16 protein-coding genes and 2 tRNA genes are annotated in these 18,936 nt (G+C 67.7%); 5 read left to right on the top strand and 13 right to left on the bottom strand.

Annotation, left to right across the window (positions count from 1 at the left end):
- The first annotated feature begins 124 nt into the window (after positions 1–124).
- The 3 genes from DMH03_RS14410 (at position 125) to DMH03_RS14400 (ending at position 1,932) form a co-directional block, all read left to right on the top strand.
- Complete coding sequence (locus DMH03_RS14410) at positions 125–682, top strand: carboxymuconolactone decarboxylase family protein (protein ID WP_125792468.1); 558 nt, start codon at positions 125–127, stop codon at positions 680–682.
- The gene (locus DMH03_RS14405) at positions 672–1,208 is read left to right on the top strand and encodes a DUF4396 domain-containing protein (protein WP_125792467.1); all 537 of its coding nucleotides are present in this window, start codon (positions 672–674) and stop codon (positions 1,206–1,208) included. The genes DMH03_RS14410 and DMH03_RS14405 overlap by 11 nt, the downstream gene beginning before the upstream one ends.
- 172 nt (positions 1,209–1,380) lie before the next feature.
- Positions 1,381–1,932, top strand: a complete 552-nt coding sequence (locus tag DMH03_RS14400; protein WP_199748865.1) for an alpha/beta fold hydrolase — start codon at positions 1,381–1,383, stop codon at positions 1,930–1,932.
- Positions 1,933–2,381: 449 nt separating this feature from the next.
- On the opposite strand, the gene DMH03_RS14395 is transcribed toward DMH03_RS14400, so the two are convergent.
- Genes DMH03_RS14395 through DMH03_RS14380 form a run of 4 tightly spaced genes read right to left on the bottom strand, consistent with a single transcriptional unit; the run spans position 2,382 to position 6,194 of the window.
- A complete protein-coding gene (locus tag DMH03_RS14395) occupies positions 2,382–4,637 on the bottom strand; it encodes a cation-translocating P-type ATPase (protein ID WP_125792466.1) in 2,256 nt (751 codons plus the stop codon).
- A gap of 26 nt (positions 4,638–4,663) precedes the next feature.
- Entirely contained in the window at positions 4,664–5,632 is a 969-nt protein-coding gene (locus tag DMH03_RS14390; protein WP_125792465.1) for a hypothetical protein, read from the bottom strand.
- Positions 5,633–5,684: 52 nt separating this feature from the next.
- Positions 5,685–5,891 carry a heavy-metal-associated domain-containing protein gene (locus DMH03_RS14385; RefSeq protein ID WP_125792464.1) on the bottom strand — a complete coding sequence of 69 codons (207 nt, stop codon included), beginning with the start codon at positions 5,889–5,891 and terminating at the stop codon, positions 5,685–5,687.
- A gap of 21 nt (positions 5,892–5,912) precedes the next feature.
- Entirely contained in the window at positions 5,913–6,194 is a 282-nt protein-coding gene (locus DMH03_RS14380; protein WP_125792463.1) for a metal-sensitive transcriptional regulator, read from the bottom strand.
- 186 nt (positions 6,195–6,380) lie between these two features.
- On the opposite strand from DMH03_RS14380, the gene DMH03_RS14375 reads away from it, so the two are divergent.
- Positions 6,381–6,662, top strand: coding sequence for a metal-sensitive transcriptional regulator (locus tag DMH03_RS14375; protein ID WP_125792462.1), 282 nt, complete (start codon positions 6,381–6,383; stop codon positions 6,660–6,662).
- Positions 6,663–6,713: 51 nt separating this feature from the next.
- Here DMH03_RS14375 and DMH03_RS14370 read toward each other — a convergent pair whose 3' ends face one another.
- The 5 genes from DMH03_RS14370 to DMH03_RS14350 form a co-directional block, all read right to left on the bottom strand.
- Positions 6,714–6,935: a CDGSH iron-sulfur domain-containing protein gene (locus DMH03_RS14370; protein WP_125792461.1), complete on the bottom strand. Its 222-nt coding sequence runs from the start codon at positions 6,933–6,935 to the stop codon at positions 6,714–6,716.
- Between the two features lie 5 nt (positions 6,936–6,940).
- Positions 6,941–7,147: a heavy-metal-associated domain-containing protein gene (locus tag DMH03_RS14365; protein ID WP_125792460.1), complete on the bottom strand. Its 207-nt coding sequence runs from the start codon at positions 7,145–7,147 to the stop codon at positions 6,941–6,943.
- A gap of 1,222 nt (positions 7,148–8,369) precedes the next feature.
- Positions 8,370–8,442, bottom strand: a tRNA-Glu gene (locus tag DMH03_RS14360).
- A 131-nt stretch (positions 8,443–8,573) separates the two neighbouring features.
- Positions 8,574–8,645 (bottom strand) — tRNA-Gln (locus DMH03_RS14355).
- 51 nt (positions 8,646–8,696) lie between these two features.
- Positions 8,697–9,431, bottom strand: a complete 735-nt coding sequence (locus DMH03_RS14350; protein WP_199748901.1) for an HAD family hydrolase — start codon at positions 9,429–9,431, stop codon at positions 8,697–8,699.
- A gap of 555 nt (positions 9,432–9,986) precedes the next feature.
- On the opposite strand from DMH03_RS14350, the gene DMH03_RS14345 reads away from it, so the two are divergent.
- Entirely contained in the window at positions 9,987–11,225 is a 1,239-nt protein-coding gene (locus DMH03_RS14345; protein WP_199748864.1) for an FAD-dependent oxidoreductase, read from the top strand.
- A gap of 70 nt (positions 11,226–11,295) precedes the next feature.
- Here the strand turns inward: DMH03_RS14345 and DMH03_RS14340 are convergent, their stop codons facing one another.
- From DMH03_RS14340 to DMH03_RS14325, 4 genes are all read right to left on the bottom strand, one after another.
- Positions 11,296–12,066, bottom strand: a complete 771-nt coding sequence (locus DMH03_RS14340; RefSeq protein WP_125786767.1) for a fumarylacetoacetate hydrolase family protein — start codon at positions 12,064–12,066, stop codon at positions 11,296–11,298.
- Positions 12,067–12,075: 9 nt separating this feature from the next.
- Positions 12,076–13,710, bottom strand: a complete 1,635-nt coding sequence (gene cimA, locus DMH03_RS14335) for a citramalate synthase (protein ID WP_125792458.1) — start codon at positions 13,708–13,710, stop codon at positions 12,076–12,078.
- 289 nt (positions 13,711–13,999) lie between these two features.
- Entirely contained in the window at positions 14,000–15,043 is a 1,044-nt protein-coding gene (locus tag DMH03_RS14330) for a 3-isopropylmalate dehydrogenase (RefSeq protein WP_125792457.1), read from the bottom strand.
- Between the two features lie 236 nt (positions 15,044–15,279).
- A complete protein-coding gene (locus DMH03_RS14325; protein WP_125792456.1) occupies positions 15,280–18,684 on the bottom strand; it encodes a S8 family serine peptidase in 3,405 nt (1,134 codons plus the stop codon).
- Positions 18,685–18,936: the final 252 nt, after the last annotated feature.

Below are 18,936 nucleotides of genomic sequence, written 5' to 3'. Positions count from 1 at the left end.
GACCTCAATGGCGGTCGCCCAGAGGAAGTCGGCCCCGCATCGACAACTCGCACCATCGACGCTGGACAGATACCCCCTACGGGTATAAAGTTCCCGAGACCGACCGACAACATGAGGAGGAGCCGTGCAGCGTCTTCAGTCGCTTGATCCGGCCGACGCGCCGGCCAAGTCCGCCGAGCTGCTCGGCGACATCATCGAACGACGTGGCTCGGTAGGCCCGATGGTGTCCGCGATGGCCAACTCCCCCGCACTCCTTCAGGGCTATCTCGACTTCTCGCGGGCCATGAAGCGGGCCAAGCTTCCCCGGGCACTCAGCGAGAAGATCTCACTCGCCCTGCAGGAGTGGATCGGTTGCGCGCTGTGCCTGCAGGCACACAGCCGTGCCGCACAGGCCGCTGGGCTCAGTGACAACGACATCGCGCTGGCCCGGCAGGGCACCTCCACTGATCGGCGTGAGGCCACGCTGATCGCGTATGCCGTGCGGGTACTCGCCGAACCGTCTTCGCTCGGCGACGAGGACATCGCCGAGTTGCGAGAGCACGGCTGGAGCGATCAGATCATCGCCGACACGGTGGGACTGGTGTCGCTCAACCTGCTCACTGGTTCCTTCAATCTCGTCGCAGGACTCGAACCCGCACCTGCCGAGCAGTCCACAAAGGAGAAACACGACCATGTCGGTTGAGCACGACCACTCGCACCACGAACACCAGCACCACGGCGACCACGGGGGCCATGCGGGTCACGAGGGCCACGAACACCACCAACCGGGCAAGGTCTCCTGGGGCATGGCGGCATCGGCCACCCTGCACTGCCTCACCGGCTGCGCCATCGGCGAGGTGCTCGGCATGGTGATCGGCACCGCGCTGGGCTGGGGCAACGTCGCGACCATCGTGCTCGCCGTCGCGCTGGCGTTCGTCTTCGGCTACGCCCTGACCATGCGCGGCGTGCTCCGCGCGGGTGTCGGGTTCAAGCAGGCCCTCAAGGTCGCCCTCGCGGCGGACACCGTGTCGATCCTCGTCATGGAGATCATCGACAACGGAGTGATGCTCGTCGTCCCCGGCGCGATGGAAGCCGGCCTCGCCAGCTGGCTGTTCTGGGGCGCGCTCGCCTTCGCCCTCTTCGTCGCCTTCCTGCTCACCACCCCGGTCAACAAGTGGCTCATCGGCCGCGGCTCCGGACACGCGGTCGTGCACGCCTACCACCACTAAGAAAAGTCCACAATGGAATCACGTACCACGGCAGCGACGGCTGCCCGCTCCACGCGATCTCCATCGGATCAGGGCCGCCCCTTGTGCTTCTGCACGGGGCGGCCCTGACCATCACAGCCTCATCCCGCCGGCCGAGCGGCCGACGGACCGCCATACGGTCACCCTCCCCGACGTGCGCGGCCGAACCGTCGTCGCGGGAGGTCTCAAACAGGTGCTGCAGTTACAGACCGTCGTAGGTCGTGCCGTCTTCATCGGTGATCGACACCGAGCCAATGCGGCCGCTCGCCGAGCCACCGTCGAGGGCGACCAGCATGGATCCGACGATGTCGCGGCGCTTCTCGAGCACCTCGGCGAACAGCGCGCCGTCGTCGGCGGAACCGGGCTCGGCGCCACGATCACCCAGCGCACCTGCCTCGAACATCCCGGCAGGGTCCGCGCCGCCATCCTGATCAGCGTCGAAGACATCCCAGCAGCGGCCGCCATCGGCCACGACCGCTCGTTCCGGTCCGTCGACGAACTCGCCGCGATCACAGCCCCCACCTTGGTCTTCCCCGGCATGGACGAACGGCATCCGGCCGCGCTGGCGGAGAACGCCGCCCGCGTCATACCCGATGGGCGTCTCGCTCCGGCTTCCCTGTCGAGCACTCTGCGCACGGCCGAAGATCTCGCCGACGCCTTCGCGCCCGCCATCCGCCGATTCCTCGCCGAACAGCACGGTCATTGAGGAGCCGGCTGTGGGGTGGAGGCTCCCTTCGCCGCGTCCGACGCGACGAGGGGAGCCTTGGCACTGGTCAGGCGCGAGGGGGTAAGGCAAACGTGTCGTGTCTCGGGCGAGATGGTGGGCTGGGTGACGCGACACCGCACTCGCGTGCTCAGACCCGGACACCCGAGTGCGGGCATCCAGACACGCGAATCACGCCTTACCGAAGTACAGGAAGGCCCCTTTCCTTGCGCTAGACGCAAGGAAAGGGGCCTTCATGTACTTCACGACCGGCCGCCGAGGTCACAGCCGTCCCACCGTCACCAGGGACCACATCCGACGGTAGCGAAAGCCTCCTTCACTACCCTCAGAGTAGGCAAGGAGGCCCTCACTACCAGGAGAACGCCTGCGCAGGAGCGACACTGGCCCCCCGCACGTTCGACTTATCCCTCAGTAGAACGCTGAACCGGATGTCAGCCGGCTGTGCTGCGGAATCCCTTGAGCCGCAGGCTGTTCGTGACCACGAAGACCGAGCTGAACGCCATCGCGGCGCCGGCGATCATCGGGTTGAGCAGCCCTGCCGCGGCCAGTGGCAGCGCCGCGACGTTGTAGGCGAAGGCCCAGAACAGGTTGCCCTTGATGGTGCGCAGGGTCCGCCGGGAGAGCCGGATCGCGTCCACCGCCGCCCGCAGGTCACCGCGGACGAGGGTGATGTCCGATGCCTCGATGGCGACATCGGTGCCGGTGCCCATGGCCAGGCCGAGGTCGGCCTGTGCCAGCGCGGCCGCGTCGTTGACGCCGTCGCCCGCCATCGCGACCACCTTGCCCTCGGCCTGGAGCCGTTTGACCACGTCGACCTTGTCCTTGGGCAGGACCTCCGCGATCACCTCGGTGATCCCCACCTCCGCCGCCACCGCGCGCGCCACGGCCTCGTTGTCCCCGGTCAGCAGGACCGGCGTCAGCCCGAGCGCCCGCAACTGCGTGATGGCCTCGGCAGAGGTCGGCTTCACCGTGTCCGCCACCACCAGGACCGCGCGTGCCGCGCCGTCCCAGCCGACCACGATCGCGGTCCGGCCGTCCTTCTCCTCGGACGCCTTCGCCTCCGCGAGAGCCTCCGGCAGGTGGTGTGCCCAGTCCTCCAGCAGCGAGCTGCGTCCGGCCAGTACCGCCTTGCCGTCGACGATCCCTTGCACACCAAGGCCTTCGACGTTGGTGAAGTCCTCGACGGCCGGGAGTTCACCGACCCGGTCCCGCGCGCCGGCCACGATGGCTTGGGCGATCGGGTGTTCGGAAGCGTTCTCCAGCGCACCCGCGAGCCTCAGCGCCTCGTCGGCGTCGACGCCGTCGGCGACGTGGACCTCGACCAGCGCCATCCGTCCGGTGGTGACCGTGCCGGTCTTGTCGAGGACGACCGTGTCGACCGCGCGGGTGGATTCCAGCACTTCCGGGCCCTTGATCAGGATCCCGAGCTGCGCGCCCCGGCCGGTGCCGACCAGCAACGCGGTCGGCGTCGCGAGACCGAGCGCGCACGGGCAGGCGATGATCAGCACGGCGACCGCCGCGGTGAACGCCGCCGCGACCGAACCACCGGCCCCGAGCCAGAACATCAGCGTGCCGGCGGCGAGCGCGATCACGATCGGCACGAACACACCCGACACCCGGTCGGCCAGCCGTTGGACCTGCGCCTTCCCGGTCTGTGCGTCCTCCACCAGCTTCGCCATCTGCGCCAGCTGCGTGTCGGCGCCGACGCGGGTCGCCCGGACGACGAGCCTGCCGCCCGCGTTGACCGTCGCGCCGACCACGGCGTCGCCGGGCCCGACCTCGACGGGGACGCTTTCGCCGGTCAGCATGCTCGCGTCGACGGCGGAGCTGCCTTCGGTGATCACGCCGTCGGTGGCGATCTTCTCCCCCTCCCGCTCGACGAACTGGTCGCCGACGGCGAGCTGGTCGACCGGGATGCGTTCTTCCTTGCCGTTGCGGAGAACGGCGACGTCCTTCGCACCTAGTTCCAGCAACGCCCGCAGTGCGGCACCGGCCCGGCGCTTGGACCGCGCCTCGAAGTACCGCCCGGCGAGGATGAACGTCGTCACCCCGGCGGCGACCTCGAGGTAGATGTTGCCGTCCCCGGCCATCCGCTCCACGGTCAGCTCGAAGGCGTGCGTCATCCCCGGCGTTCCCGCGCTGCCGAACAGCAACGCGTACAACGACCACAGGAACGCCGCCAGCGTGCCCATCGAGATCAGCGTGTCCATGGTCGCCGCCCCGTGGCGCAGATTCGCCCACGCCGCCTTGTGGAACGGCCACGCCGCCCACACCAGCACCGGCGCCGCGAGCGTCAGCGAAATCCACTGCCAGTAGGTGAACTGGAACGCGGGCACCATCGCCAGCAGGATCACCGGCACCGACAGCACCGCCGAACCGATCAGCCGCTGCCGCAACGGCGCGATCGGATCGGCCTCCTCGACGGGCCCGTCCGGCTGTTCCTGCTTCGGCGGAGCGGGCAGGGCGGCGGTGTACCCGGCCGCTTCCACCTGCTCGATCAACTTCTGCGGCTCGACGTCGACCGGGAAGGTGACCTTCGCCTTCTCCGTGGCGTAATTGACCGTGGCGGTGACGCCGTCCAGCTTGTTCAGCTTCTTCTCGATGCGCATCGCGCACGACGCGCAGGTCATCCCGGTGATCGCGAGTTCGACCTCGGCCGTGGTGGCCTGGTCCAGATCGGAAGTCATCGTGGTCACTCCTTTCCGGCTCGCGGTCAGCCGTGTCCGCCGTGGCCGTCATCGGCCGCCGGAGGTGAGGTCTGGTTTGGGGTGGCCGAAGGGGCCGGGGCAGGGGTGCCCGCGGTGGCGACGGTGAACTCGGCCGTGCGGACCTTGCCCTGATGCTGGAAGTCCAGGAACAGCCGGTAAGTGCCGTTCGACGGGACTTCGGCGAAGAAGGTCACCGCGGGACCGGGCTTCGTACGGCCGTCACCGGGCTCACCGTCCGGATGGACATGCAGATACGCGAGGTCACCGCCGCGCAACGCCACCAGATGCCCGTAAGCGCCCAGGTACGGCTGGAGATCGGTCACCTCGCGGCCGTCCTTCGTCACCGTCAGGGTGACCTTCGACGACCGGCCCGGGGTCAGGTCCCCGTCCAGGCGGACCTGGTAACCATCGACGTCCGCGACGCGTGACGGCTGGTGCTCGACGGGTTTGAACTCCCCCGCCGCGGCGACGTCGACGCCCAAGGTCGTGGCGCTTCCGCCGGTCGGCTTGAAGTCCGCGAAGACGCGGTACGAACCCGCCTGCGGCAGCGCGAGCGGCACCGTCCAGAGGCCGTCCGCGCCCAGTTCGGGATGGATGTGCTGGAAGCCCGCCGTGTCGCGGCGGACGACGATGAGATGCATCCGCTTCTCGTGCTCGACGTCGTAGCCGGTGACCGGCTTGCCGTCGGGTCCGAGAACCTTGAAGGAGAAGCGCTGGTCGGTCCCCGGCGTGAGCGTCGTGCTGGTGGGCGTGAGGGTGTAGCCGCCCCTGGACGACGCGAGCCCGCCGGGCTCGTCGGTCGGCGCCGCCTCCGCGACGGTGCCGCTGTGAGCGTCCCCATGCCCGGCGTCCTCGCCACCGGGAAGGCCGGCAGCACCGGCGAAAGGACCGACAGCGGTGCCTGCGGCCCAGCCGCCACCGGCGACCAGGGCAAGCGCCACACCGTAGGCGGAGAGCTTCGCAACTGTGTTCATCGTGAAGTCCTTAGTGCGGGGTGGTCCCCGCGATCGGGAGCCGGACCGCGAATCAGGCGGTCAGCTCATATCCGGCTTCTTCGACGGCCGCACGCACATCCGCGACCGAGGGCTCCTCCGCGCTGACGACGGTCACCGCACCGGTCGGCAGATCCACCCGGACATCCGTGACGCCGCTGATCTTCCCGACCTCTTCGGTGACCGAGCTGACGCAGTGGCCGCAGGTCATGCCGGTGACGGTGTAGATGGTCTCGCTCATCGTGGTTCTCCTTGCGGGATATCAGGAACGGACGAGGCGGGCGATGACGTCGCTCGCCTCCTGGATCTTCTCGTCGGCCTCGGCGCCGCCCTTGGCGATGGCGTCGGACACACAGTGCCGGAGGTGCTCGTCCATCAACCCCAGCGACACCGACTGCAACGCCTTCGTGGCCGCGGACACCTGCGTGAGGATGTCGATGCAGTACTTGTCCTCCTCGACCATCCGCTGCAGGCCCCGGATCTGACCCTCGATCCGCCGTAGCCGGGTCAGGTATTCGTCTTTGCCTTGCGTGTATCCGTGCATCTCTCGACCTCCTGAAACCGACTCTACATACCCTAGGGGGGTAGGGCAACCGGCATACCCCCGTGACGTATGCCACGCCGGCTTCGGCCGCATCCGCCTCGCTGAATCCTCGAAACCCGCCTGCGCGAGCGACTCCCGACCGGGCATGATTGGGACGTACGCGGAATCCCGACTCGAGGAGTGAGCGTGGCCGATCACGGCGAGGACAAGGAGCGCCAGCTCAAACGCCTACGACGCGTCGAGGGGCAGATCCGCGGACTGCAGAAAATGGTCGAAGAGGACAAATACTGCATCGATGTCCTCACCCAGGTCTCCGCGGCCACCCGGGCCCTGCAGTCGTTCTCCCTCGAACTCCTCGAGCGACACATGGCCGGCTGCGTCATGGAAGCCGCCGCGAAAGGCGGCGCCGAGGCGGACAGGAAGATCCGCGAAGCCTCTGAAGCGATCGCACGCCTGGTTCGCTCCTGACTCCTTCAGCACAACGAGCGGGCGGGTGACCTCACGTCACCCGCCCGCTTCTCATTCCGCCCTGGTCGCCGTGAACCCGGTCCGGACATGGGCGCCGTCACAGAACGGTTTCTTCGCGGAATTCCCGCACCGGCACAGCAATTGCGTACGTCCGGTCAGTTCGTATTCCTCGCCGTCGTGGTCGACCAGCCGGACGGGCCCTTTCACCTGATACGGCCCGTTGTTCACGACCTTGATGACGACAGCCGGTTCAGTTCCGGTCTCCTCGGCCATCGACGTCAGCCGACCACCTCGTAGCCCGCCTCCTTGACCGCGGCTCGGACCAGCTGCGCGTCGACCGGCCCCTCGCTCACGACAGTCACTTCGCCGGTCGCGACGTCCGCGTCCACCTCATCGACCCCGGCGACACCGTTCACCGCCGTCGTCACCTTGGTCATGCAACCCGAGCAGGTCATGCCCTTGACCGCGTACACGGTGGTGTTCATCAGCTCTCACCCTTCGGTTCGACAACTCGTTTCACGGCGACCTCTTCGCCGCCACGCCGCCACACTAACATTACCCCCGTAGGGTATGCAAAGAAGCTGTTGTCCTTGTCCCCCAACAAGGATCGGCTGCGGTGGTCGTGCGCCGGCAGCGAACAACGTCTAGACCGCGCAGGTCCTCAGGCCATTTCCCACGAACATGGACGAGTACCGGACCGCACTCGACGAAGAAGACTGCTGCTCAAGACGGGACTGTGGCTCCGGCCGAGCGCCTGAACTGCGCCAGTGACCGCAGCCGTCGGACTTCCCACAGCGGTGCATGCCGCCCGTGGTGTCGTGCTGGCCGTCGCGTCTCTCGGATCACTGCTCATCGCGGACTCGTATGGCGAGCGCCGCGTTGGGTGATGGCACCGCCCAGCCCGCCACAGGGATCGTTCTCCGTCGCCCACAGCCACGCCGCGGGCCACCTGACACACCCCTTAACCGTCGCAGCTATCAGCGTGTCGGGACCGCACCCGCGAAAGGCGAAACCGGCACTCCACTGGCCGGAAACACGATCCTCGGCGGGCAGGCCACCATCGGCGGCGTAGGGATCCAGACGTGGTTCACGAGCCGGCGGGACCATCAATCCGCACCCGCAAGCCGAACGCACGTACTGGTCCACGGACGGGTCGTCCACAGCGCCTGGACGCCGTCGGACGCTTCCTCTCCGATCGCATCTTCGGACCTGACCGTACGTCCATTCTGGAAGCAGACCTGACCACTGTGGACGGCAACGCCGCGCAAGCAAGAAGCACTGCTCCGCCAAGCACAAGACGACGCACCCGACGGCCCCTTCGCAAAGGCACCGAGACAGAGCTACAACGAGCTGGCGGCGAACAAGAACACCGTTCAAGCTGAACTGGCTCAGCTGGACGCCCAAGACATCGAGACTCCCGCACCGCACACGCCCTCGGACCTGAGCCTGCTGGACGCGGTTCCCTACTTGCGGGTCAAGTTGGCCAGGGCGCCGCACCCCCTGCTTCAGGCACTGTTCGAGGTGACGCAGCTCACCGTGCAGTTGAACGGCCTCGGCGACGTCGTGACGATCAAAGTTAAACTGCCAGCAGATCAAGTGACCGCAATAGCCGAAGCAGCAGAAAGGATCACCAACGCGATGTCAGCTCCCGAAACAGCAAAAAGCGCCGATCAGAATGATCGGCGCTCTTTGCGTGGTAGCTGTACGTACCCCCGATGGGATTCGAACCCACGCTACCGGCGTGAGAGGCCGGCGTCCTAGGCCGCTAGACGACGGGGGCTAGGATCTTTCTCCTCCAGGAGGAGATTTTCAGTTGTTCACCTGCTGTGTTGCTGCGGAGAAACTTACCAGACCGGGTTTCCCTCCTTCGCAGGGGGGTCACTCTGTGTTTCACTCCGGAGAGTTCTCCAGCTGGGGTACCAGGACTCGAACCTAGACTAACTGGACCAGAACCAGTCGTGCTGCCAATTACACCATACCCCAGTGAGGTACCGTTCCGGCCTTGACCGGCTCGGTGCCGCACGAGAAAGAATACTAGAGCACGCTGTTCCGCACCGTGAAAGCGGGGGTCTCCGTAGCCCGCTGGGCCGGGACGCCGAGCTTGGCGAACTCGGAAACGAGCAGCTCAGGCAGCTCGTCGAGGCCGGAGATGGTGTGCACGCCCGCCGGGGCGCGCTCGGCGATGCCGTCCCGATCGAGCCAGACGGCGCCCAGTCCGGCGTCGCGTGCGCCGATGGCGTCGGTGTCGAGCTTGTCGCCGACGTGGACGGCCTGCGCCGGGTCGCAGCCGAGGCCGAGGCAGACCGAGTGGAACATCGCCGGGTCCGGTTTGGCTACTCCGAGTTCACCGGCGATGGCCACGTGGTCGAAGAACCGGGCGAGTCCGAGGTCGGCGATCTTCTTGCGCTGATGCGTGCCCGAGGCGTTCGTGACGGCCGCGACGAGGACACCGGCGGCCCGCAGCCATTCCAGGCATGGGAGGACATCTTCGAACAATTGCCACGAACGGGTGAGAATTTCACGGCGACGTCTTTCGAAGCCTTTGACCTGGTCTTCGTCGGCCAAAATGCCGATCTCGGCGAGGAAACATTCAGTACGCTTGTGATGCATGGTCGCGTAATCGATTTCGCCCGCGACCACCAGCGCGACGTGCTCTTCGGTGATGAGATCCCACAGTGGCCAGAGATCGTTTTGGCCGGTGAGCGCGCGGAGGCTGAGGCGGATCGCCGCCGTGCAGTCGATCAGCGTGTCATCGATGTCGAGGCACACCAACCGTAACTCCGGGGGCTCCCACGGGGCTCCCTCCGGAGCGTCCGGCGTGGTTCGTGACGGGGTCCGGGGCACGAGAGCGAAATCCACCAAGTGAGGCTAGGGCACTCAACGCGATCGCGACTCTGCCGATGAGGTGATTAAGGCTGGTCTGTTCCGGCGCGGGCACTCTACTCCCAGTTGGTGAGATGTCGTGTTTTAGTTACCGGACAACGAGTAACGCGGGCGGCCGGGTGAATTGCCGAGATCCGTGCTCCCGTCCGATTCGCGCCGCGCACACCCTGTGACGACAACGAAATCCTTACACCGCTTGAGACGCGGACCGTCCACAAGGGCATTCGCGCGATCGCCGTCCTTCCAGGACTGTCATGCGACCTTGTGAGTCCTTTTTGGACAATCATTGCCCGCGACCGGGAAGCTCGCGCGAACCGGTGAGACGCAGGCCATAGGCCGAACAGGGCATCCGCTCGGATGGCGCTTGACGCGCCCGTCGGACGGGTGCATGCTGAGCTTATTCAACAAGTGATGAATAAGGGTTTCGAAGGGGTGGGACGGATGAGCGAACGCACGAACTGCGTGGTCGTCGGCGGTGGCCCCGCGGGCATGGTCGCCGGATTGCTGCTGGCCAGGGCCGGGGTCGAGGTCACAGTGCTGGAGAAGCACAAGGACTTCCTGAGGGATTTCCGCGGCGACACCGTGCACCCGTCGACGTTGACGTTGCTCGACGAACTGGGCCTCGGGGAGAAGTTCCTCAGCCTGCCGCACAGCGAGATCTCCTACGCCGGTTTCCCCGCCGAGGACGGCACGATGATGCGCTTGGCCGATCTGACCAGGCTGAAGGTGGCGCATCCGTACATCGCGATGGTCCCGCAGTGGGACTTCCTGGACCTGCTCGCCGACGCCGGCGCGAAGGAGCCCACGTTCACGCTGCGGCAGAGCACCGAGATGACCGGGCTGATCCTGGAACGGGGCCGGGTGAGCGGGGTCCGCTACCGCGACGCCGACGGGAAGACCGGCGAACTACGCGCCGACCTGGTGATCGCCGCCGACGGCCGCTGGTCGCTGGCCCGGCGCGAGGCCGGGCTGATGACGAAGGATTACGCCATCCCGTTCGACGCGTGGTGGTTCCGGATCTCGCGCCGGGACGGCGAACTCGAAGGCGTGCTGACCCCGAAGATGCGGGACCGACGCTTCGCCGTGCCGCTGCCACGCAAGGGCTACTTCCAGATCGCCTACCTCAGCCCCAAGGGCGGCGACCTGCGCAAGGACGGCATCGAAGCGTTCCGGGAGAACGTGGCCGCGATCCTTCCCGAGCTGGCCGACCGCGTGGACGAGCTGAAGACGACCGACGACGTCAAGTTCCTCGACGTCAAGATGAACCTGCTGCGGAAGTGGCACCTCGACGGGCTGCTGTGCATCGGTGACGCGGCGCACGCGATGTCACCGGTCGGTGGCGTCGGCGTCAACCTCGCGGTGCAGGACGCGGTCGCGGCCGCCACCCTGCTCGCCGGACCGCTGCGCCGGGGCAGGCCGTCGGTGGCGGACCTGGCGAAGGTCCGCAGGCGCCGTCTCGCGCCCACGATGCTGGTGCAGGGGCTGCAACGGATGTTGCACAAGAACGTCATGGGGCCGGTCATGGCAGGCAGGCGCAACGGTCCGCCCGCGGTGATGGTGAAGCTGTTCAGCCGGTTCCCCGTGCTGTCCTACGTCCCCGCGCGGCTGCTGGGCCTGGGGCTGCGGCCCGAGCACGCCCCGGCCTTCGCGCGGCGGGCGATGGAGCCGGCCGGTGGCTAGGTCCCGAACGCTATGAAAGGTCCTTTCCTTGCAAATTTTGCAAGGAAAAGGACCTTTCATAGCACTGAGGTCAGATCTCCTGCACCGGGTTGGTCAGCGTGCCGATGCCTTCGATGGTGATCGAGACCGACTGGCCGTCCTCGATCGGGCCGACGCCCTCGGGCGTGCCGGTCAGGATGACGTCGCCGGGCAGCAGGGTCATCACGCCGGACACGAACTCGACCAGCTCGGGGATCTTGTGCACCAGGTCAGAGGTCCGGCCGTCCTGCTTGAGCACACCGTCCACCTCGGACCTGAGCGCGAGGTCGGCCGCGTCGAGCGAGGTCTCGATCCACGGGCCCAGCGGGCAGAAGGTGTCGAACCCCTTCGCCCTGCCCCACTGGCCGTCGGACTTCTGCAGGTCACGGGCGCTGACGTCGTTCGCCACGGTGTAGCCGAGGATCGCGCTCGCCGCGCGGGCGGCGGGCACGTTCTTGACCGGCTGGCCGATGACGATCGCCAGTTCGCCCTCGAAGTCGACGCGGCCGATGCCGCGCGGACTGCGGATGGGCGCGTTGGGGCCGATCACCGTGGTCGACGGCTTGATGAACAGCATCGGGTCCTGCGGGACCTCGTTGCCGAACTCGGCGGCGTGCTTGGCGTAGTTCCGGCCGACCGCGATCACCTTCGACGGCAGGATCGGCGCGAGCAGCCGGACGTCGGCGAGCGGCCAGCGCTTGCCGGTGAAGTTGGGGTTGCCGAAGGGGTGCTCGGCGATTTCCAGTACCTGGGCGTCGTCGCCGTCCCCTTCGATCGAAGCGAACGCGACACCACCGGGATGAGCAATTCGGGCTAGGCGCACTCCCCCACTCTACGACCTGTGCGCGGGCGCCTCGCTGAGGGACTTGTGGACGAGCGCGTCGCACAGCGCGAGCCAGCTCGCCTCGACGATGTTGCCGTGCACGCCGACGGTGGTCCATTCCCGTTCGCCGTCGCTGGTCTCGACGAGCACGCGGGTGACGGCGTCGGTGCCCGGATGGCCGGGCAGGATCCGCACCTTGTAGTCGGCCAGCTCGACACTGTCCAACCAGGACAGATGCGGGCTGAGGGCCTCGCGCAGCGCGGCGTCGAGCGCGTGCACGGGACCGTTGCCCTCGGCGGTCGCGATCACGCGCTGCCCCGCGACGTGCACCTTCACCGTCGCCTCGGAGACGACCTCGCCGTCGGACCGGTGGTCCAGCACGACCCGGTACGACTCGAGCTCGAACGGCGGTTCGTCGAGGACGTCGCTCTGCGGGCCGTCGACCTCCCGTCGCAGCAAAAGTTCCAGTGACGCGTCCGCGGCCTCGAAGGACCAGCCTTCGGATTCGAGGCGCTTCACCTTGCGGATGGCGCTCGTCAGCGCCTCGGGCTGGCCGGCAAGGTCGACCCCGAGCTCACGTCCCTTGAGCTCCAGGCTGGCCCTGCCGGCCATCTCGGTGACCAGTACCCGCATGTCATTGCCGACAGAAGCTGGATCGATGTGGTTGTACAGCAACGGATCCACCTTGATCGCGCTCGCGTGCAGTCCCGCCTTGTGGGCGAAAGCCGACGCCCCTACGTACGCCTGGTGGGTGTAGGGGGCGAGGTTGGCGATTTCGGCAAGAGCATGGGAGACCCGGGTGAGCTCGGCGGCGCCTCCGGTCGGGAGCACCTCCATACCGAGCTTGGTCACCAGATTTCCCGTCACGGCGAACAGATCGGCGTTACCCGCCCGTTCGCCGTATCCATTGGCGGTGCACTGGACGTGCGTCACGCCGGCCTGCACGGCGGCGACGGAATTCGCCACCGCGCAGGAAGTGTCGTCCTGGCAATGGATTCCGAGCCGGAATCCGGTCCTTTCCTTGACCTCGCGGACGGTTTCCGCGAGGCCGAGCGGCAGCTGGCCGCCGTTGGTGTCGCACAGCACGGCGACGTCGGCGCCCGCGTTCACTCCCGCGTCGAGCACCTTCAAAGCGGTGTCCGGGGAGAACGCGTAGCCGTCGAAAAAGTGTTCCGCGTCAAGGAAGACGCGACGTCCTTCGCCGACGAGGAACGCGACGGTGTCTCGCACCATCTCGCATGCTTCGTCGACATCGACCCGCAGTGCCCGCTCGATGTGCCGTAAGTCCGATTTGGCCACCAGCGTGACCACCGGCGCCTGCGACTCGAGCAAGGCCCGCACCTGCGGATCCTGCTCGGCCTTGGCCCCGGCCTTCCGCGTCGCGCCGAACGCGACGAGCGCGGCGTGGCGGAGTTTCAGTTCACCCGAAGCCGCGCGGGCGAAGAATTCCGTGTCCTTGGGCAGCGCGCCCGGCCATCCGCCTTCGATGAACCCGACCCCGAGATCGTCGAGCAGCCTCGCCACCGCCAGCTTGTCCGTGACGGAGTAGGAGATCCCCTCGCGCTGCGCACCGTCGCGCAACGTCGTGTCGTAGAGGTGGAAGGCGTCGCCGAGCGGCGTATCGGCGGGCTCCGTGCGAGTCACGGGGAACTCCTCATGGTGGTGGCAAAACGTGTTCAGGCAACAAAAAAACCTCCCGCATGGGTGCGAGAGGTTGCGCGCCGGGGGCTCTTGTGGAGCTGTTATCCGGCGCGCTCGGCGATAATGATGGTGCAGGAGGTCACGAACGCATCATGGCACACGCTCCGAGGGGCGTCCACAAGCCGGTCAGAACTTCCCACTTCCTGGGAGGCCGCAGCGGTCCCGAATGCTATGAAAGGTCCTTTCCTTGCGAAATTTGCAAGGAAAGGACCTTTCATAGCGCGCTTGAGAACTACTGAGTGACCGGGCGCACGTTCGACGACACCAGTGCCGCCAGCCGGTCACCGATCGCGTGCGTCGCACCCGGCGACGCCTGGTCGCGGGTCGCGAGGTCGAAGGCCACCGATGCCTCGATCCGCCGCGCCGATTCCTTCTGTCCCAGGTGGTCCAGCAGCAGCGCGACCGAGAGCACCGCGGCGGTCGGGTCGGCGAGACCCTGGCCCGCGATGTCCGGGGCGCTGCCGTGCACCGGCTCGAACATGCTCGGGTTCCGCCGGGTGATGTCGAGGTTCCCGCTCGCCGCCAGCCCGATGCCGCCGGTCACCGCCGCCGCGAGGTCGGTGATGATGTCGCCGAACAGGTTGTCGGTCACCACGACGTCGAAGCGGGACGGGTCGGTCACCAGGTGGATGGTCGCGGCGTCCACATGGGAGTACGCGACGGTCACCTCCGGGTGCTCCAACGAGACCTCTTCGACGATCCGCGACCACAGCGAGCCCGCGTACTCCAGCACGTTCGTCTTGTGCAGGAGCGTCAGGTGCTTGCGGGGCCGCGCCTCGGCCCGGTTGAACGCGTCGGTCACCACGCGCCGGACGCCGAACGCCGTGTTGACGCTGACCTCCGTCGCGATCTCGTGTTCGGTGTCCTTGCGCAGCAAGCCACCGTTGCCCGCGTACGGGCCTTCGGTGCCTTCACGCACGACGACCATGTCGATCTCGCTCGAATCGGCGAGTGGGCCGCGCACGCCCGGGTACAACCGGGCGGGCCGCAGGTTCACATGGTGGTCGAGCTCGAACCGGAGCCGCAGCAGAAGACCGCGCTCCAGAATGCCGCTCGGCACCGTCGGGTCGCCCACCGCGCCCAGCAGGATCGCGTCGTGCTGACGGAGTTCACCGAGTACCGACTCCGGAAGCAGCTCGCCGGTGGAGTGCCACCGGGCGGCGCCGAGGTCGTAGTTCGTGATCTCCGCCGTCGGTACGACCTCACCGAGCACCTTGAGCGCCTCGGAGACCACTTCGGGCCCGATCCCGTCTCCTGGGATCACCGCGAGCCGCATCCACACACCTCCGTAGACCAGGCCACCGGCAGTCCGGATGGCCCATCCGCAAGAAAACGCCAGCAGCGGAAGGTTACCGGCCGTAGCCCGGTAGCCGTAGCCGCACCACCCTTATGCCGGAATCTCCCACAGAGCGAGACAGCCGAAAGGGTGAATACGAGAAGGGACGCCCTGGCGGAAAGCTTGCCGCCAGGGCGTCCCTCACCTCATCGAACGCGGATCACCGCACTACCGCGTCAGCCCACACCGATCGGCTGACGCCCGGTGTGCCGCCCGCCGTTGCCCGGCCGGTCGACGTCGGCGTTGCCGCCACCGGCGTTCGTCTGGATCTTCACCACGTTCGCCCGGTTGCCCGAGGCGTTGTGGTGTTCGATCGCCAGCAGGCCCAGCACGGTGTCCTGCGCGGCCGTGTTGCGGTTGACCACCAGCGCCGTGCCCGGCTTCGCGACGTAGCCCAGCGCGGAGTCGCCGCCGCCCTGGACGGTGTACGCGGGAGCCAAGGCGTCGAACGAAAGCGGCGTGCCGACGTAGTCGATCGTCGACGAGTCCGCACCCGGCGCCGCGTAGAACCCGGAGGTCCCGACCGTGTAGCTGATCTTGTGCGACGCGGCGTTCGGGTCGATGCCCAGTGCCGCGATGCTCACCGGCAGCACGACGACGTTGGTGTCGTACACGTTCGTGTCGACGTCGCCGAGCTGGCCGTTGATCGGCTGGATGTCCACCTGCGGGAAGCCCGGCTTCAGCGCCACGGTGACCGCCACGAGGACGTCCGTGGCCGTCACCTTGGTGACATAGGTCTCGAAGTCCGGCTGTCCGTCGCCCGTGGTGTCGATGTCCACGAACGGCGAGGTGTTGCTGCCCAGGTTGGCCAGGTCGCTCCAGGTGGTGAGACCGAAGGCCAGCAACGCGTTCTCCGGCTCACCCTGCGCCTTGGCGAGCGGGGCCGTGGACGCCGCGCCGATGTAGCGCAGGTCGGCGCCCTTGGCGGTCTGGTTCAGGGTGCAGTCGGTGGTGACGTCGCCGTCGCACTCGGGCAGCTGCGGGGATTCCGCCTGCAGCTCGAGCACGCTGATCAGCGAGCGGTACCGCTGCGGACCGGTGCCCTGGTCCACGCCCTTGCCGGTCAGGTTCAGCACGGCCTGGTTCTGGCCGGCGCCGAAGTTGACGTTGCCCGGGGTGTTGATGGACGAGACGGGCTTCGGCGCGGAGTACACCGAGAGCCGCAGCGGAACGGTGGTGCCGCTCTTCGGGGTGAACGCGATCCGGCCGGAGGCGTCCGCCACGAACTGCCGGGCGAGCCCGACCTGCGAGGCCGCCATGGTCGGGTCCATGACCTTGCGGAGCGCCTTGGGGTCGGCGATCTTCAGGGTCACCTTCACCAGCGCGACACCGCGCGGGCTCAGCTTCACCGTCGGCTTGTCCACTGTGTACTCGACACCGGGGAGCGAGTTCACGGCTTCGTAGCCCACCGAGTACTCGACCGGCTTGATGCCCTTGTTGACCACCTTGACCGTCTTGGTCAGCGTGACCGGGCCGCCCGCTTCGACGACACCGAAGTTCACCGAGACGAAGCCGGGGTTGTCGACGACGTAGGCCAGGACCTGGTTGTCCAGCGCGGCCTTCGCGTCGATCCGGCCGCTGCCGACGCGCTGCGGGCCGTAGGTGCGGCCGGCGGCGTCGCGGATGTCGTGGCCGGCGGTGTTGATGACCGAGGCCTTGACCTCCTCGACCGACCAGTCGGGGTGCGCCTGACGGATCAGGGCGGTGATACCCGAGGTGTGCGGAGCCGCCATCGACGTCCCGGAGATGACCAGGCGACCGGATCCGCTTCCGCTCAGCGCGGACGAGATCGAGTCACCGGGCGCCGCGACGTCCGGCTTGACGGCCGGGCCGCGCCCGCCACGCGAGGTGAACGAGCTCGGGGTGTCCACAATGGACTGGTCGGTGGTCGGCACGGACACGCGGCCCTTGCCGGTCATGCGGACCTGCAGCGTGCCGGCGGCCAGCGCCGGGCGGACCGAGGCGGTCGCGCCGCCGGTCAGCTGGAACGTCGGCACGGCCGCGTTGCCCGCGATACCGGCCGAGAAGTGCTCCAGCGTGGACGAGAACAGCGCGCCCTTGGCACCGGCGGCCTGCGCGTTGTTCGAACGGGCGCCGGAACCGCAGGCGCGGGTCGCGTCGTTGTCGTCCCATTCGAGGAACACGATCTTGCCCGCGGCCTTGGCCTTGTCGGCTTCGGAGTACGGCTTGCAGCCGGCGGCGTTGCCTGCCGACAGCGTGACCACCGGCGCGGTGACGTCGAGCGTGTCGTAGGCCGCGTAGTTCTGGCTGAACTGCCCGGTCTTCGCACCCTTGACACCGTCGGGAGCGACGGCTTCGACGGCGTCGCGCAGGACGGACGCGTCACGGCTGCTGGCGACGGTCAGCGCCTCGGGCGTGTTGCCCGGCGCGCCGCCGACGTCGTTGAGGTCGCCGCCGTTGCCCGCGGAGAACACCGGCACGACGTTGTTCGCGGCGATCTTGCGCACGAACAGCGAGTCCGGGTCGTCCGGGGTGGCGAAGTCGCCGCCCAGCGACAGGTTGACCACGTCGAGGTGGTCGGTGAAGTCGCCGTCACCGTCCGGGTCGAGCGACCAGTCGAGTGCCTGCGAGGTGACGTTGGTCGAGCCGTCGCAGCCGAAGACCTTGATCGCGTACAGCAGGGCCTTGGGCGCGGTGCCCGGGCCGATCTGCATCGCTTCGATCTTCTTCTTGTTGAGCTTCTTGTAGTCGCCCGTGAAGGTCTTGCCCGCTTCGTCCACACCGAATCCGGCGACCGTGCCCGCGACGTGCGTGCCGTGGTGGCCGCAGGAGATCGGGTTGGGGTCGGGCTTCGGGGTCTTGAGGGCCGGGTCGTCGCTGCCCGAGTCGTAGGCGTCGCCGACCAGGTCGATACCGCCGACGACCTTGTCGGTCGGGAAGGCGGGGGTGGCCTGGTCGCGGTTGATCGCCTTGTACGCCTCGGCCGTACCCGGACCGCCGAAGGTGGCGTGGGTGTAGTCGATGCCGTCGTCGATCACGCCGACGCGGATGCCGTCGCCGTAGCGGCCGGTCTGCTGCCACGACGCGAGCGTGTTGGTCAGCTGGACCGCGCTGGAGTTCGTGCGGGTCTTCGGCACCACCTTCTTGACCGAGACGACGTCCGGCCGCTTCGCCAGCTCGCGGATCTTCGCCGCGTCGGCGGTGACGACCGCGCCGGCGACCGCGTTCGAGGTCTGGGTGACCAGCTGGGTGCCGGCGTCGGCGGCCTTGAGCTGCCCGACGACGGAGTCCACCGTCGCCGCGGCGGCCGCCTTGGCGTCCTTCGCGGCCTTCTTCGCCTTTTCCTTGCCTGCGCCCTTGTTCTGCTCGGCGTTGAAGGCGTCGACGGCGGGCTGCTTGGCCAGCTCGACGAAGGCGGTGATCTGGCCCTGTGCGGCCTTGAGCTTCGGCTCGACCTTCCCCTGGAATCCGTTACGGTCGATCTTCGCCGGCGTGACGCCGTCCGCGAGCGGGACATCCTGTGCGGCTGCCGTCGCCCCGGTCACGGACGTCGCGAGCAGTGCGGCGAAGACCGCGGCCGATGAGCGGATGGCCCATCGGGGTACGCGGGATCTGTTCATGAGTACGTGCCCTCACTCGAGGCCTTGACTTCGAACCTGCCTGCCTCTCGAACACACCCCCGACGGTGAGCCCCGGCGCCGCGCCGTGCCCTTGACGACGCGATGGTTCGGCCTCGCCGGAAAAACCTATCGGCCCATCCGCCCGACTTCAGTAGGCAATTTTCACCGTTATTGAATCTTGCTCTCGTTCTCGCGAACCCCGCACACACAACGATCGCAGTTGGTCGACTAATTGCGGGAATACGCGTGAAG

Origin of the sequence: Amycolatopsis sp. WAC 01376 (assembly GCF_003947415.1) — a bacterium.
Lineage (GTDB): Bacteria > Actinomycetota > Actinomycetes > Mycobacteriales > Pseudonocardiaceae > Amycolatopsis.
Note: the sequence above shows the minus strand (reverse complement) of the source record. Positions and strands in the feature narration are given on the sequence as shown.